Here is a 15,688-nt window from a genome sequence, read left to right on the forward strand (position 1 = left end):
CTTTTAGAATTGTATCCATTTCGATTTAGCTTATCAAGGGAAAGTACGCCCTTGACAAGCTAAATCCGAAAGGATATTTGGTTTATAAGTTGAACAAGGAATATCTCTATTCATAGCTGAATGAAACACCATTTAAAAACATTTGAATGTGGTGGGTTGACAGTTTCGTTCATATCAGTTGCATAAACAAAAGAAGCTGCCCGATGGCAGCCGGATCTTCAATTAAGCACCCGTTAGTAAAATAGGTACCCTTTTGATTGCAATGCACCTATTTGTAATATTATTTTTGTACTTGAATCACTTAATTTCTAAAAATTATTGCTAGATCGACTGCATAATTCGTGCGAGTTCTTTTTCTAAAACAACGGGCTCGTTTGCGTAATTGTAAATCCCTAAAAATTTCTCTATAGCCTCTGGATGGGAACTGATTAGCTTGTTGACAGCATCCTGTTGTTCAGATATGCGTTCATTCTTCGAAATTTGGCATCCCATGTGAAACCGAACCATAAACTCATCTTCTATTGCCTTTTGATATTCTTCAGACATTTGATTTGATTGATCGGATAGTCCCTTATACTTTAATAGAATATTGGATAATAAACGTGCTCCACATATAGCATCATGGATACCCTGCGCCATGCCAGGATCTTTAAAACAAACTGCATCTCCAACCAACGCCCATCCTTTTCCCATTCCTTTATACCAGTAATTATCATATCCTAGAATGCCTTTGACCGGTTCTACTAGGTCTGCATTTTTCAAGCGCGCCCCAATTGTTGTATTCGGAAAGTTATCTGTTAAGAAATTGCGTAGACAGCTCTCCGGATTTAATTTCAACCGTTCTATCAATTCCTTATTTTCTAATGGGAAAATGCCGACAATAACATATAAATCATCATTCGTCGGAAAGAGAATGGCTGTGTTATCTTTTATCTTGTATACTTCAAATTTAGGGACATTATCGTGGCGAAATCCAGAGAAATACCCGAAATAGATGCCGACTGTTGCCGGAACACTTATTTTGAGTTCACTTTTTACCAGCTTGCGAATAATAGAGGATCGGCCGTCTGCTCCGACTACCAGGCGAGCCAAAAATTCTTGTTTCTCGTTGTTGCAGCCTAAACCTTTCACGCCTATTACTGTTTCGTCATCACGGATGACATCCGTCACACGAAATCCTTCTAAAACGGTTACATTCATTTGAGATTTGGCTTGTTCAAGTAGGATATGATCGAGATAAGTTCTTCTAATACAATAACAACTGTCCTCTCCGTAAACCTTAGGGATAAGACCTTCTATCACGGTATCCTCAAATTGAAATCTAATATCCCGTACCGGTGGTGCTTTTGTTTCCAATAACTTGTCCAAGACACCTATTTCTCGAAGAAGAGCGACAGTATTATTGAAAAAGGTATGGGTTGATAATGTGTCCCTTGGAAAAGTCGATCGGTCCACTAACAACACATGGAAACCTGCCTTAGCAAGATAAATTGCCAGGGTAGAGCCGGCACATCTAGCACCGGTAATGATGACATCATACGTCTTATTCATCGTATCACTCCATTTTTAAGTACAATTATTAACTTGCTTATCCATTAGCGGAGTTCTAAAGTTAATGCTCCTACGAGTTAAAGTAATGGGGAAAAATTGATAAGAATATACTACATAAATAAAGTATGGAAGTTAAAACGAAATAAGTACAGAGAATTCCAACTTGAAAAGTCAATCTCCTCTACGTTAAGGAATTGACCTTTTTTTACTTCTTCTTATAGAACTAACGCACCTGTTAGCCATCCATGAAGCGCAAAAATCAGCGCTTCACCAAAGAGAATGAAAATTGGTCTCCATGTCGATAATGTTTTAATGGCTGGCGAAGAAGGTCGTTGAACTATGGTGCCTTTGAGCCATCCGTTAGTCTGACTCCGACGACCACGGTGTACCACCGACTGTCGCGCCCTTTATGGGTAGCACTCATGGGAGATTAATCCTTTTTTGGTCGTCGCGCTAGCCTCTACTTAATATGCTATGATTGGAAGTTTTTGTTTAGCGATTGACCAAACTCAATCAGATTACTCATAAGACTCAGCCTTTTTTTATAAAGCGTTTTTACTGGGTCTATTGTGGTTTTTACTAAATTTTGAGCTTTTTTAATTTTCATGGGAGTTTTAAGTAGATTTCTTCACAAATTCATTAAATCGTTTTTTATCGGCCAGTTTTCAACAAATTTAATTTACTTCTTTTTTATATTTACTGCTAAACCTTCTATACCATTTTTAGTAAGAGTTTTATTCACTATTTTTTCCAGATTTTGTTTAGTACTATCGAAATCTTCTTTTGAAGTTCTAATCACCAAATTAACTGAGTTGGTTTCTGTGGATATTCCATAAGCTACAACAACGTCAACCTTCTGCTTGTCTAGTTCCATAAAAATCAATGATTCAATTTCCTTTTCTTTCTTATTTGTTGAAAATATTTCTGGATCTTTAGGAGTATTAGAACAAGCAGTTAAAAACATAAATACTAGACTTACCAAAATTAATTTCTTATTAATGATTTTTCCTCCTGTTTTATTTGGCATATTAACCCTTGAATTTAACATTACCGTAATTATTTTCTTTGCTCAATGGATAAATGGAACTTTTTGGGTTAGCACTAACCTGCCCCGATAGTTCCATAAAGAAAGAGCAGCCTTAAAGACAGCTCTGACCTTCAGCTAACGCACCCTTTAGTTGAATAACAAAAGACAAATTCTATTCTATTCAAATCCAAAGTATTTCTCTACTTCTTCACTTGCCTTTGGCAATACCATTCCCTTTTCCCAAATTAAAATTTTATCCTTTGGCGTACCATAATAAATTCTTTTTATTTCCTTACCACGAAATTCTTCTTGTACTTTAATATCTATAAAATCATACCCTTTTTCTAATCCGTATGGAGGCTGTGCTTCTTTCTTTATTAAGGGGCGTAGTGGAGTCATATAAAAATTCCCTTCGCTATCCATATCGTATTTTATTGTATTTAAACTATACCCATCATTTATATCCGCATAATATACGATTTTACCATCCTCCATTTGACTTATATCCCTAATTTCCACTACATCTGTTGAAACACTGTTGATTTCCCATTTAAATAAGCCAACATATCCTAAAATGATTATGCCTATTAATAATGCAGTTATTATTCCACCTTTAATAAAAGACTTTAACCGTAATCTTTTCCACGAAGTAGAGATATTTTTTATGACATTACTATCCGTTCTATTTTCAATAATACTTTTTTCTGGAATATGAATTTCATCTTGAATTTTTTTAAATTCCACTTTGCAGTTATTACACTCTGATAGATGTTCCTCTACCATTCTTTTGCTATCATCACTACATACACTGTCGTAATACAACGGAAGCATATCTTTAATTATTTCACATGATACTTTTCTCAATTTCATTCCTCCCTTAACATTTCTTGTATTTTTTGTTTACCTCGGTAAAATGTGACTCTCGCCCAACTCTCCGTCCTCTCAAATAGTTCACTTATTTGTTTAAAGGAAAGTTCACCAAATATTCTAAGTGTAAATACCTCTTTATAAGGTTCGTCTAAGGAATGCAAAACTTTATGAATACGAAAAGTTTCTTCCTTTTTAAAAATCAACGTTTCGATTATATTTTCGCCAGCTATATCTTCTATCTCTTCTGTATCGTATCGTTTTTGTTTATTAAGATAGGTGAAATATGTATTTTTTGCAATTTGGCAAAGCCATACATTTATTTTGCAATACCCTTGAAATTTATCTATACCTTTTAAAGCCTTAAAAAACGTTTCTTGTGTTATTTCTTCTGCAATCTTTTCATTACGGCTTAATTTCAGAACAAATAAATAAACCTCCCGAAAATATTGATTGTATATACTCTCAAATTCTGTCAATCTTCTACCTCCTTTCATATGTAAGACTATGATAGAAAGATTTCGTTACAAAAAATCAAAAAAATATCAGTTCGTTAGTCTGCTTTTAAATCAACCATATATTAGCAAAATACAATACCAAAGTTACCTGCTTTACTATCATAAAAATTTATAATACTTGTTTAACTAACCTGCCCTGATAGTTCCATAAGAACTAAAGCAACTCTTATTTAGGGGTACAGCCGATGTACCCCTTACATGAAGAGACGGCAATCGCAACAAGAAAACCGACACCGCCCTCCAATAAAGGGCACGATGTCGTCTTTAAACTTAACGGCCAAACTCCTTATTGAATATTTTATCGCGAGCCGCCGAGACTTCCGGGGCCACCGAGTTGATGGCCGTTACCAAAATATGCTTCCCGCCTATAGGTCCGCCAACTCTCGTTTCAAATCCGAAAGTACCGCCGGCATGCCCCCAATAGGATTGCCCGTCCGGTGTTTTTCCTTCATAAATCCCTAGTCCGACTTTACCCATAGGTGAATCAACTGCTGTGAGCATCTGGTCCATCATCTCTTGATTCAGAAGCTTTCCACCCAACAGCGCACTGAAGAAGGTGGTCAAATCATTGACTGTTGAAACCATATCTCCGGCTGCATTTGCCCATGATTGATTCACTTCTGTCAAATCATACAAATGACCCGATTTGTCCATATTATATCCAGTGGCATGCTCACCTGGAATATAGGAACTATTCCCCATCACGAATGTCCCTGTCAGCCCGAGCGGTTCGATGAACCTTTTCCTGATCTGCTCCGCATACGTATCTCCTGTTACCTTCTGAATAATTTGACCGGCTAGTACAGTATTGATGTTGGAATAATTCCATCCCTCCCCTGGTGCAAATACAGGTGGCTTTGCAAGGGCCAAACTGATAAGCTCGTCGACGGTATAATAACGGAATGGATTTTGAGGCAAGGTAATATCTCGCATATTCGAATCTGTATAGCTCGCAAGCCCGCTTGTATGGTTTAATAACTGACGAATCGTAATCTTTCTGCCGTCATACCCGTTACCCTTTATGACCCCCGGCAGCCATTTTTCGACCGAATCATTCAGGTTCAATTGTTTCTCCTCAGCCAACTGCAATACAACTGAAGCGGTGAACGTCTTCGTTATGCTTCCAATACGGAATGAAAGGTTCGGCTCCACCGGGCGTGGTTCTTCGTAGCTGGCTGTACCTGTAGCGTAGGACCAGCGTTTCCCGTCCTGTAGCCCACCAGCCACGATACTCGGGACTCTTTTGTTGGTTATAACCTCATCCATGACGCATTTGACTTCTTCCCGTTGCTTGCTTTTCTTTTCCTCCTCCTTGAGTTCTTTTTTGGCTTCTCTTGCGAATTCCGACGCTAAAATATCGTTGATATGTTTATCCGCATTTCCTAGTACATTGATATTTATAGAGATGACATGTTGACCGTCTTCCGTTCCGCCTGCAAAGTTGGTAAATCCGGGAATACCCCCGCCATGTCCCCATACGATGGTGCCGTCCGTCAGCTTTGTTCCGTGTATGCCAAGTCCATACTTTCCATATGGGGAGTCGGCTGTGCTGGTCATCATTTCCTTCTGTATCTCTGGTTTCAATAGCTTTCCGCCTAATAAAGCGCGGAAAAACGTCGTCAAGTCTTCCCCTGTCGAGATCATTTCCCCGCCGGCGTTAGCAAATGATGGGTTAAGCACAGTAATATCTACTAATTTACCTCCAATGTTCAAGTAGCCTCGTGCATTTTTTTTCGGAATATCTACCGAGCTGCCAGGGAGGAACGTTTCTTTAAGTTGAAGCGGTTCAATAATTCGCTTCTTAATCTGTTCGGCATATGTTTCCCCGGTGACCTTCTGGATAATGAGTCCCATAATAGCCGCATTCGTGTTCGAGTATGCCCACCCCGTTACCGGCTCTAGCTCCATGGCCTGGGCAATTAACTGTTCGGGTGTATAATTTTCCCCTGGATTTTCGAGTAATTTAGTCTTGAGCTCTGGAGTCAAGTAGTCTGGAATTCCGCTTGTATGATTTAACAATTGACGAATCTTAATGGTATTGCCGTCGTAACCCTTGCCCTGCACAAGCCCCGGCAGCCATTTCTCCACCGTATCATCGAGACTTAGCTTCTTCTCGCCAGCAAGCTGCAAGGCAACCGTAGCGACAAACGACTTCGTTGTACTTCCGATCCGGAAAGCGGAGTCGGCGTCCACCTTATGGTTTCTTTCAATATTCGCTTCACCGGAAGCATATGACCAGCTCGAATCTCCATTCTTCACGGTATTGATAACGCCTGGAATATTGTCGGTATTGGCAGCTTTATCGATAGCATGTTGGGTTGGCGTCTTACACACCGCTTGTACAGTTCCATAAGCAGGGTATACCATTGTACCCGCCAATATAGCTGTTAAGGTAAGTGCTGCTCCTTTTTGAATGATGAATGATTTCATAACGCATCGCTCCTATTATTTTGGAATGTTGTGTTGCTTCACTCCCTAACCTTACCTCCGAAGTTGTTAAATCGGACAGTGATGAAACCGCCAAACTTTTGATGACATCGTGCTCGAACCCTTCACATATATCGCATGACAAACTGTCAACTGTCTCATGTGACGTGTTGACAGCCAATTTCTAAACCATTACCCCCTCCTTCTCTTGACGTATCGGAAGATATGGTACATGATAGCTCTGAATCATTCGGAAATTGGTTTGCAAAAAAAATACAAGTAGGTGTACATAATCCGTGTTCTCCATAATGAAAAAATGGTTTTGGTATGATTGGATATTTTTGGCCATACGAACGCTTTGGCTGGTCATAATCGCAAGCGCTGATTTTATCAACCCTTCATTAATCGATGCGTCGCTTTGGATTGTTCTTTCTCTTGCTTTTGTCGTTTACCTCGTTCCATTAATCGTCCGCTATAAGAAAGAAGACCGGTATCTTGCAGTCGATGTCACGGCAGCGGGCATTTTTCATCTTTATTTGGCCTACGCAGCGCCAGGTTTGCTTTGGTCTTTCGTTTTACTCGTGATGATTATCGGCTTGGCGAGCAGTCGAAAAACCTATATGTGGACAGGCGTCCTCTGTGGAATCGTATTCCCGGCATTGAACGGTTGGATCGCTGATCGTCTCCCGTATGAGTTTATCGTTAGCTGCACCCTTGGTTTTGCCATCGGCATCGCGTTTAATATATTAATTCAGTCCCATAAGCAAGCCCAAATTATTCAAGAGCAGAAGCTGTTACTGGAGCAGCATATTAAGCGGATTGAGGAGCTTACACTAATAGAGGAGCGCAGCCGGCTTTCACATGAGCTGCATGACACGATTGGCCATGCACTTACCTCGCTCATCTTCGGTGTCGAATCGCTGCGATCTTCCGTACCTGCTTCGCAGATCGAGAGGGTCGATTCGCTTGTCGGTATTGCCCAGCACAGTCTGGATGATATCCGAAAGCATCTGCACCAGCTTTCTCATACTCCGTTAAGCCATTCGTTAAGTGAATCGCTGCGGCAATTAACCGAAAAGTTTATGATATCGACAGGTATAACGGTCAAATTTCGTGTGATCGGCAGTGAGACTCTCGTTATGCAAAAAATAAACTTTTGTCTGTATCGCTGCCTTCAAGAGTCTCTAACAAACGCGGTTCGGCACGGCCAGGCGAACGTAATATCCGTTCAGCTGCATTTCGATAGTCAGCAGCTCCGGTTACAGATCGAGGATAACGGCATCGGAATGGAAGAAATCCAATTCGGATTTGGGCTCAATGGGATGAAGGAACGGCTTGAACTATTTCACGGCACGCTGTCCGTTCATTCCGGGTCTGGGCAAGGAACTTTAGTCATATGTAATATTCTGTTGCAGACAGAACCAGTACATGATACAATCCGCCTGTTGATCGTTGATGACCAGGCGATCATTACCGACAGTTTGAAGCAACTTTTGGATCAGCATGCTGATTTTACCGTCGTTGGTAAGGCGGAGGACGGGTGCGAAGCATTAGAACATTGTGAGCGATCACAGCCGGATATCGTGCTAATGGATATTCGCATGCAGGAAATGGACGGGCTTGAGGCTTTACTTGAGATGAAACAACGGTGGCCTGATATGAAGATTGTGCTCATGACAACGTTTGAGGATACCTTGCAGGCGGCAACTGCATTGGAGCGTGGGGCGGAAGGCTACATGCTGAAGTCGATTCATCCGCGGGAGATGAAGGAAGCCTTGAAACTTATTTATAACGGAGGAACCTGGATCGACCAATCGGTCGCTACGCGAGTTTTCGAAGAGATGAAGCGTCAACGCGAGCAGTTGGAGAAGATCGGCTCAAGTAAGGAAAACTACCCTTACAGGCTTACGAAACGCGAAATGGAGATTCTGGAGCATCTGTCAAACGGGCTGCGCTACAAGTCAATCGCCGCAAAGCTATTTTTATCGGAGGGAACGGTCCGCAATTACTGCTCGAAGCTCTACTCGAAGCTCGACGTCAACAACCGTGAAGAAGCAATAAAAATGGCGCGAACGGAGAATATCGTGTAGGAGCAGGAGAACTTTTTCGATATTTCTCTTGTTTTTTTCAAATGCTTCTTCCCCGTATTAATCAAATCGTTTATCAACCTTAACAAGTTAAAGTCACATAATAGTAGTTTTAACCATTATAGAAATTTAAACTGTTTTTCAACAAAAAAAGCGCATTAATCCTCCTTGGATCAACACACTAGTTAAATTTATAAGCGCCTTGTATGTTTTTTTATTTTAACACGTATCTTATTAGACCCTTTTTATATGTATCTAAGTCAGAATGTTTAATAGATTACCTACAGGAATGCTATCCTGCCCCGATATTACGGAAGACCAAAATCAAGTATTGATTTCGCATCTTTTTTATGAACATCGTGACTTTATTTCAAAGCTACAAAAAGCCCTCCAGTTAATTTGGAGGGCTTAGCATGCGTTTTTTCCATAATCATATACTAAGTCTTTCTGAATTGATTAAACATAGAAGAAACTCATTCAAAATGGAGGAATGGAGAAATAACAGCTGTTATGATTATGGAAATGTTAGAACAAAAGAAAAACACGTTTTATAAAAAAATGAAGGACTACGAAGAAGAAAAGTAGCATCTCTCCTATAGGAAATGCTACTTTTCCTCCTATTGTAAGAATACTGGTACTCCCCTTAAATACTTGCTATGATTCATGTTTGGATGAATGCTTACTTCTGCTTAATAGGCAAAGCATGATAACCAAAAGCCAAATCGAGTAAGGCACTCGCTTCTTGACGTAGTAACAGATCCCTGGGACGGAAGGTAAAGGATCCGTCAGCATTGATGGAAGTATCAGGGTCTAGAATTCCTTGGGAGGCAAGTGCCTGAATCGATTGAATTGCCCAGTCATCCGCAGCATCAAGTAATTTAACTTTAATAGCTTTGTCAGGTTGAATCGGTTTCATGTCATGAATTTGCTTTAAGTTTTGAATCATGGTTGCTGCGACCTGTCGGGTAATCGGAGTAGCACGGTCATACCCTGGAATTCCTTTCATAATTTTTTCCCTTGCCTCCTTGGAGTCGTCTGGAAAACCGTTCCATCCATAAGCAAGTAACAACGTATCCGCAAACTCTCCTTGTGTCATGATGTCCATCGGATTGAATTGATTACCTGTTTTAGCACCCATAATATTTAGAGCATGAAGATTATCAATGTGACTTCTATAGTTACTCTTTTGTGGAACGTCATCAAAAGGTGGTTTGTTGTTAATTCTCTGGGCATCTGCTACAAAATCAAGGCTTTTAGGAGAGTTGTAGTGAAAATATGCGATTTCTCCAGCTGAATTCTTTTTGAAAGCAACTTTGTTGCCTTCCGAATCTTCAAATAACAACGGATGAATCATTTTGAGAACTTGTTTTCCAGTTGTTCCACCCTCCATGACCAAATTCCCATTTTCATAAGTAAAATGAGTGCGAATTGCAGCGAAACGCGTATTTTGGAATAAGCCCAAATATTTATGAGCTTCTTTTTCCTCTAACGGGAGATAACTTGTTTTTACTTCATTCTTCTTAGCAGGGAAATAGTGATCCATGAGAGTTTCATATATGTCTATACTCATCATTGAATCATTATTGTAAGACATGAAGAATGCTGTTTTTTGTTCAGGCACTAAAATCAGCATTGATTGATGTCCAGGCATGCTTCCCCCTTTTATTACAACGTGTTGACCGTTAGCAAATTCATTAAAAGGCGTTTCAAATCCAATTGTCGCAACAGGAATCGTCTTATCATCAAAAACTTGATAGGCATGCATCATATCCATGCTTTTTTTACTTGCAATTTCTTTGTCTTTAAACTTTCCTTTCTGTAGTTGCATAATCATGTATTTTGACATGTCTTCCGCAGTAGATAAAATGCCTCCTTGTGGTGTATCCCTTATACCGCTCCCACTTGTTGGAATCGGATCGCCAGTGGGACCATAAGGTGTAGCCATTTTTTCGAGAAGATCAGGCGTAAAGCTCATGCTTGTAGATTTCATATCTAATGGTTTGAAAATGTTCTTTTCCATATATTTCGAGAAAGTGGTGTTAGTAACATTCTCCACTGCAAACCCTGCGAGCGCAAATGCGACGTTGTCATACGTATAAACTTCTCCCGGTGGCCGTACCACAGTTGGCATATGATTAGAGAAAAATTCTTTCATCGGTACACTATTATTAATATATTCAGGCCCAGTTATGTTTGTGAGATCGGGAAAATCTACCCCGCTGGTATAAGTGAGCATATCAAACAGGGTAAGAGGTTTCCCAGTTTGATTAGGTATTTGTAATCCACCAAAATATTGTTGTACGTCTTGATCTAGTTTAAGCTTTCCTTTATCGACTTGCTGCATCACAGCCAAAGCAGTAAAAGTTTTCGTGACTGAAGCAATTTGGAAGACCGTGTCCTTAGTGACGGGGATTTTCTTTTCTTTATCGGCATATCCATACCCTTTATTGACAACGACCTTTCCATCATGAACGACGACAAAACTAGAACCGTTCACATTGTACTTCTTCATTTTTTCTTCAAATAACGGATCAGCAAAAGATTCTATTTCTTTTTTATTATTAGGTCCTTTCGTCATTTGGATATTAGTCGTGGATGCCGATGGTTTTGATTTTCCTGCTTCTAACGATTGTTGGGAACATGCAGAAATCATGGTTGAAGAAGAAAGAAGAATTGCAACGATCCCCAGTTTGTTAATTGCTTGTTTCATTTTTGTACGCTCCTTTATTTGATTGAAATTTTTTGTTAGCACAACGAGTAGTCAGTTCGTCAGTGTATAAACCGAGTGTAGCAAGCGGAAAGTCATAGTAGCTAGTGACCTTTCGTCATCCTCATGCATGACATAAAAAATAGAGCGTAGTACGGATAGTTTTGTAGTCATGACCTATAAATCATGACACTTTGACACTACCGTATGTGACAGGCGAAAAGTTAGAATCGAAGAGCGGCTCATAACGTATTAGTAAAGAAAAGAAAGAGGAGGAGAAATTCTAATGACGTCTTTTACAAATTATAGATTGGTTTATAATCATAGTGGATTTGATATACTTTCCCTTCTTTTTTATAATTTTCTTCCGCTTGAACACTTAGTGATAAAGTTAGATACATTGCACAGAGTCTATTTAAAAAAAGTAACAATCAAAAAAAGTTCGTAAAAGTGTACTTTTACGAACGGGTATTTTTAGGTATATACTACTCTTTTTTCCTTTATAGACAACATATTACTATCCAGATATGGTAGTATAGTATTTTCATATGTCGTACATAATTTAATAAAGAAGGAGCTAACTAGACATGAACATTAAAAAATATCTTGGAATCACGTTTCTATTAGTTACACTATTATTTTCTGGATCTATCACTGCTATCCATAGCTCAGCAAATAGTAATCCAAAAGAAGAGAAAGTAGAAGCAACTTCAACAAATCCCAAGTTAAACAATGTGAAAATTTTAGCTACTGGTGGAACGATTGCAGGTTCTGCTACGTCCAATACTGACACAACTGGTTATCAAGCAGGTGTACTTGGTGTTGAAACACTTATTAAAGCTGTTCCTGAACTAAAACAAGTAGCAAATGTGAGTGGTGAACAAATCGCCAATATTAGCAGTAATAATATGGATAATAAAACCTTATTAAAATTGGCGAAACGAATTAATGAGTTATTAAAATCTAAAGACGTTGATGGAATTGTCGTAACGCATGGAACAGATACCTTAGAAGAAACTGCTTACTTTCTAAATCTGGTCGTAAAAAGCAACAAACCTGTCGTGATTGTTGGATCAATGAGACCGGCTACAGCTATAAGTGCAGATGGACCTTTAAACTTATATAATGCTGTAAAAATTGCTGCTAGTAAAGATGCTAAGAACAAAGGTGTTTTAATCTCATTAAATGACCGGATAGGTTCTGCACGTTATATCACAAAAACCAATACTACCATGACAGATACATTTCAATCTGAGGAACAAGGCTATTTAGGAGCAATCGCAGGTAATAAAATATTTTTCTACAATGAACCCACTCGTAAACATACAACCAAATCGGTTTTTGATGTATCGAAACTAGATAAACTTCCTCAAGTGGACATTATTTATAGCTATCAAAATGATAGTAGATATTTTTACGATGCATCTGTGAAAGCAGGAGCTAAAGGGATCATAATAGCAGGTGAAGGAAACGGTTTAACTTCTGATACTGCCTTTGAGGGTGCTAAAGACGCTATCAAAAAAGGCTTGATTATTACTCGATCTAGCCGTGTAGGAAATGGTATTGTTACGAGAGAAAAGATTGACGATGAAAATAATTTTGTTACAGCAGACTCACTTAATCCTCAAAAAGCACGCATTTTGACGATGCTTGCATTAACAAAAACAGATGATCCAAAAGAAATTCAGCAATTTTTTAACGAATATTAATATTTAAAATTAGAATTCCTTGATTAACTAATAGTGAAAATAAAAGCATACGATGGTATAAATCACCAACGTATGCTTTTATTTTATTTTTAACCATCCCTTGGTTGGATTATTAATTTATATTTATGTTTTAAGTTATTTCGCATTTTTATAGTGTATCTCACTTTACCTATCCAGGGACAAAAAATAGCCTCCATTCAAAAGTAAAACAATAATACGGGTACCTATTAAATAGATACTAGTAAAATACTACACTTGAAAAATAACATTTATAATATGTGCAAATTATTACCTAATCAGCAGAAAGCATTACGTCTTTTCGCATAATAAAATGTGTAGGAACTTTTGCATACTTTTCTGGCAAAGGCGTTACATGTAGGGATTGCTGATGATCTTTTAAAACGGATTGAACCATAACGGCTATTCCCATGCCAGCCTTAATACAACCTATAATGGCCTCAATTGTACCAAATTTAAGGGTTCGTTTTGGGTAGATTCCCTCTTCTTCCATCCAACTTTCCAATGCATCCCGATAGTGGCATCCATCACCAAAGACCAGCATATTAAACTGACCCAAATCTTCAAAAGGGTACAGTTTAAAAAACTGGCTAACCTTACAATACGAACGCACCCGTTCGTTGAATAACTTGGAAATCCATAAACGCCCTGATGTATTTAAAAAACCAAAAACACTCGAAGCAACTTTCTCAAAATCTTTTTCCTTTTTGCATTCTTTCACGCCAGAACCCTTATGAGTGAATCATATTTTGTTCACGGGTATTTTTTTCAAGAATCATCTTCACTGCTTCACTGACTGTCTCAACGACATAGGTTGCTTCTTTTTTGACATCTTCATGGGCATGAGAAATCACAAAACTATTTGGTGTTAGTTTAAACATAGGGATGTCATTAAAAGAATCACCTACGCATGCGATTTCTTCGGGCTTGAGCTGCAAGTGTTTTAAAAGGATTAATAAGGCATTTCCTTTACTGATGTTTTTCGGCATAATGTCCAGACAGCCTTTTTCAGAAATGAATGTATCCACCTCCTCGTGAAAAACATCTTGAATAGATTGCTGCATTTCTAATATTTCCTCATGATGGCCCAATACCGAAATTTTAGAAGGGGTAAGTGAGTGACCAATTGCATTTATCATGTCATCTTGTTCTTCAATCGGAAAGAAAAAACGTTCTTCGATTTGGTGAATGACATCATTTTTTTGCGCTACAAAGTTGGTGTCATTTGAACAAACGATTGTAATGTTACGATCTGAATATGCCGATTCATACAGCTTTTTTGCGAGCCCATGCTCAAATGTTTGTGAGTGAAGAGAAACGTGGTCATTGGTCCTGACAAATGATCCGTTTTGGCTTACGCGATGGAATTGGTCTCCAACCACTTTAGCTACTTCCATAATTTCGTTGTCCATTCTTCCAGTTGCAAGACAGATGTCTACGTTATGTTCCCGTAATTTTTTCAATGCTTTTATGTCATGTAAAGCCACTTGATTCTTTTTATCAATTAATGTTCCATCTAAATCACTGACTAATAATTTAATCATCGTCTTTGAAACTCCTCTCGTGGTGAATATCTAATTTTATATTGGTTAAAACCACTTTTAAATTCATTATCGGGAAAGCAATTGGTCATAATCGTGGTGAATGTACCATTTACATAAAAAATAATGGATTTAAGCATAATAATATTCTCCCGATCAACGAGTCTTATTCTGTATCTGTAATTAGCACTTCAACACCATGTTCTTCTATAGATCTATATAAATTATTAGGCATTGATTTATTGGTAATAATGGTATCAATGGATTCAAATATCAGACCTCTGTAATTCTGTCGATGATTGTGTTTTGTGTGGTCTGTCAATAAGATGACTTGATCAGCATGTTTTATCAATTCTCGCTTAAAGTAAATATCTTCTTCAAGCCCATAATAAATGCCATCTTCCATAATACCTGCCGCTCCAATAAACACCTTATTGAAATGATAATCTTTTAGTTTTTCTATGGCGGAAAATCCCGTGACATGCCGAGTTGATTTATTTAGAGTACCTCCCAAAAAGTGTATAGTTGTATCTTCAGATTGAGCCAATACATAAGCGCTATCAATTGAATTGGTTACAATGGTAACTTGTCTTGCTTTTAAAAATTGAGCTATAAAATTGACTGTTGTTGAAACGTCTAAATAAATCATCTCATTGTCTGTTATCATACTTGCAGCTTTTTTTCCAATTAATTTCTTTGTTTCTGATTCGGCGTGTAATCGATCCCGATAATCATCAATTTTTTTATGAAATGATGGTAATGCAACTCCACCATGAGTTCTAACTACCATTTTTTTGTTCGTAAGCTCCACGATATCTCTTCTTGCAGTATCACGTGAAACATCAAATGTTTCACACATCTGTTTGATGTTCATTGTTTTGTGGATTTCTAAATAGTTAAGGATTCGTATCAATCGTTCTTCTTGATTCATTTTTAACCTCCTCAACTTAATCATAAGTTATTTTAAGTGAAAATAAAAGTAATTATAAGTGAAAAATCTAAAAAATCACTTACAATAAGTTGTTTTAAGTTTTGAATATAGATTGAAGCTTGTAAAGTTTCCTGGGCACATCGTAGTAAAAATGGTTGGACTTTTAACATTTGCCTTCTTCAAGTAACCTGCCCCGTTCGTATTATAAGATCAGCCAGATATTTCTGGTTGAACAATTTTTATATCGATATATGATAACGGTAGCTGGGGCAGAACGTTCCTGCCCGTGGGGCTTGGACCCCGTC

11 protein-coding genes and 1 pseudogene are annotated in these 15,688 nt (G+C 38.3%); 3 read left to right on the plus strand and 9 right to left on the minus strand.

Annotated elements, in window-relative coordinates; genetic code table 11:
* Positions 1-321: 321 nt before the first annotated feature.
* From ACIQYG_RS25895 to ACIQYG_RS25915, 5 genes are all read right to left on the minus strand, one after another.
* Positions 322-1,551, minus strand: a complete 1,230-nt coding sequence (locus tag ACIQYG_RS25895) for an NAD(P)/FAD-dependent oxidoreductase (protein ID WP_402844208.1) — start codon at positions 1,549-1,551, stop codon at positions 322-324.
* A 679-nt stretch (positions 1,552-2,230) separates the two neighbouring features.
* Complete coding sequence (locus ACIQYG_RS25900) at positions 2,231-2,578, minus strand: hypothetical protein (RefSeq protein ID WP_402844210.1); 348 nt, start codon at positions 2,576-2,578, stop codon at positions 2,231-2,233.
* 177 nt (positions 2,579-2,755) lie between these two features.
* Positions 2,756-3,442 carry a zf-HC2 domain-containing protein gene (locus ACIQYG_RS25905; protein ID WP_402844213.1) on the minus strand — a complete coding sequence of 229 codons (687 nt, stop codon included), beginning with the start codon at positions 3,440-3,442 and terminating at the stop codon, positions 2,756-2,758.
* Between the two features lie 2 nt (positions 3,443-3,444).
* Positions 3,445-3,924 carry an RNA polymerase sigma factor gene (locus ACIQYG_RS25910; RefSeq protein ID WP_402844216.1) on the minus strand — a complete coding sequence of 160 codons (480 nt, stop codon included), beginning with the start codon at positions 3,922-3,924 and terminating at the stop codon, positions 3,445-3,447.
* A 309-nt stretch (positions 3,925-4,233) separates the two neighbouring features.
* Positions 4,234-6,393 carry a serine hydrolase domain-containing protein gene (locus tag ACIQYG_RS25915; RefSeq protein ID WP_402844218.1) on the minus strand — a complete coding sequence of 720 codons (2,160 nt, stop codon included), beginning with the start codon at positions 6,391-6,393 and terminating at the stop codon, positions 4,234-4,236.
* A 293-nt stretch (positions 6,394-6,686) separates the two neighbouring features.
* Between ACIQYG_RS25915 and ACIQYG_RS25920 the strand changes: the two genes are divergently transcribed.
* Positions 6,687-8,480 carry a response regulator gene (locus tag ACIQYG_RS25920; RefSeq protein WP_402844220.1) on the plus strand — a complete coding sequence of 598 codons (1,794 nt, stop codon included), beginning with the start codon at positions 6,687-6,689 and terminating at the stop codon, positions 8,478-8,480.
* 459 nt (positions 8,481-8,939) lie between these two features.
* Positions 8,940-9,062: pseudogene (locus tag ACIQYG_RS25925) on the plus strand (recombinase family protein); the annotation flags it as partial.
* A gap of 94 nt (positions 9,063-9,156) precedes the next feature.
* On the opposite strand, the gene ACIQYG_RS25930 reads toward ACIQYG_RS25925, so the two are convergent.
* Positions 9,157-11,187, minus strand: a complete 2,031-nt coding sequence (locus ACIQYG_RS25930; protein ID WP_402844223.1) for a serine hydrolase domain-containing protein — start codon at positions 11,185-11,187, stop codon at positions 9,157-9,159.
* Positions 11,188-11,771: 584 nt separating this feature from the next.
* On the opposite strand from ACIQYG_RS25930, the gene ACIQYG_RS25935 reads away from it, so the two are divergent.
* Positions 11,772-12,893, plus strand: a complete 1,122-nt coding sequence (locus tag ACIQYG_RS25935; protein ID WP_402844226.1) for a type II asparaginase — start codon at positions 11,772-11,774, stop codon at positions 12,891-12,893.
* 292 nt (positions 12,894-13,185) lie between these two features.
* Here the strand turns inward: ACIQYG_RS25935 and ACIQYG_RS25940 are convergent, their stop codons facing one another.
* The 3 genes from ACIQYG_RS25940 to ACIQYG_RS25950 all read right to left on the minus strand — a co-directional run bounded on the left by ACIQYG_RS25940 (position 13,186) and on the right by ACIQYG_RS25950 (position 15,383).
* Positions 13,186-13,632 carry a LysR substrate-binding domain-containing protein gene (locus tag ACIQYG_RS25940; protein WP_402844229.1) on the minus strand — a complete coding sequence of 149 codons (447 nt, stop codon included), beginning with the start codon at positions 13,630-13,632 and terminating at the stop codon, positions 13,186-13,188.
* A gap of 10 nt (positions 13,633-13,642) precedes the next feature.
* Positions 13,643-14,455: a Cof-type HAD-IIB family hydrolase gene (locus ACIQYG_RS25945; protein WP_402844232.1), complete on the minus strand. Its 813-nt coding sequence runs from the start codon at positions 14,453-14,455 to the stop codon at positions 13,643-13,645.
* A gap of 163 nt (positions 14,456-14,618) precedes the next feature.
* Positions 14,619-15,383: a DeoR/GlpR family DNA-binding transcription regulator gene (locus tag ACIQYG_RS25950; protein ID WP_402844234.1), complete on the minus strand. Its 765-nt coding sequence runs from the start codon at positions 15,381-15,383 to the stop codon at positions 14,619-14,621.
* Positions 15,384-15,688 lie beyond the last annotated feature (305 nt).

This window comes from Peribacillus sp. NPDC096622 (assembly GCF_044762665.1).
GTDB lineage: Bacteria > Bacillota > Bacilli > Bacillales > DSM-1321 > Peribacillus > Peribacillus frigoritolerans_B.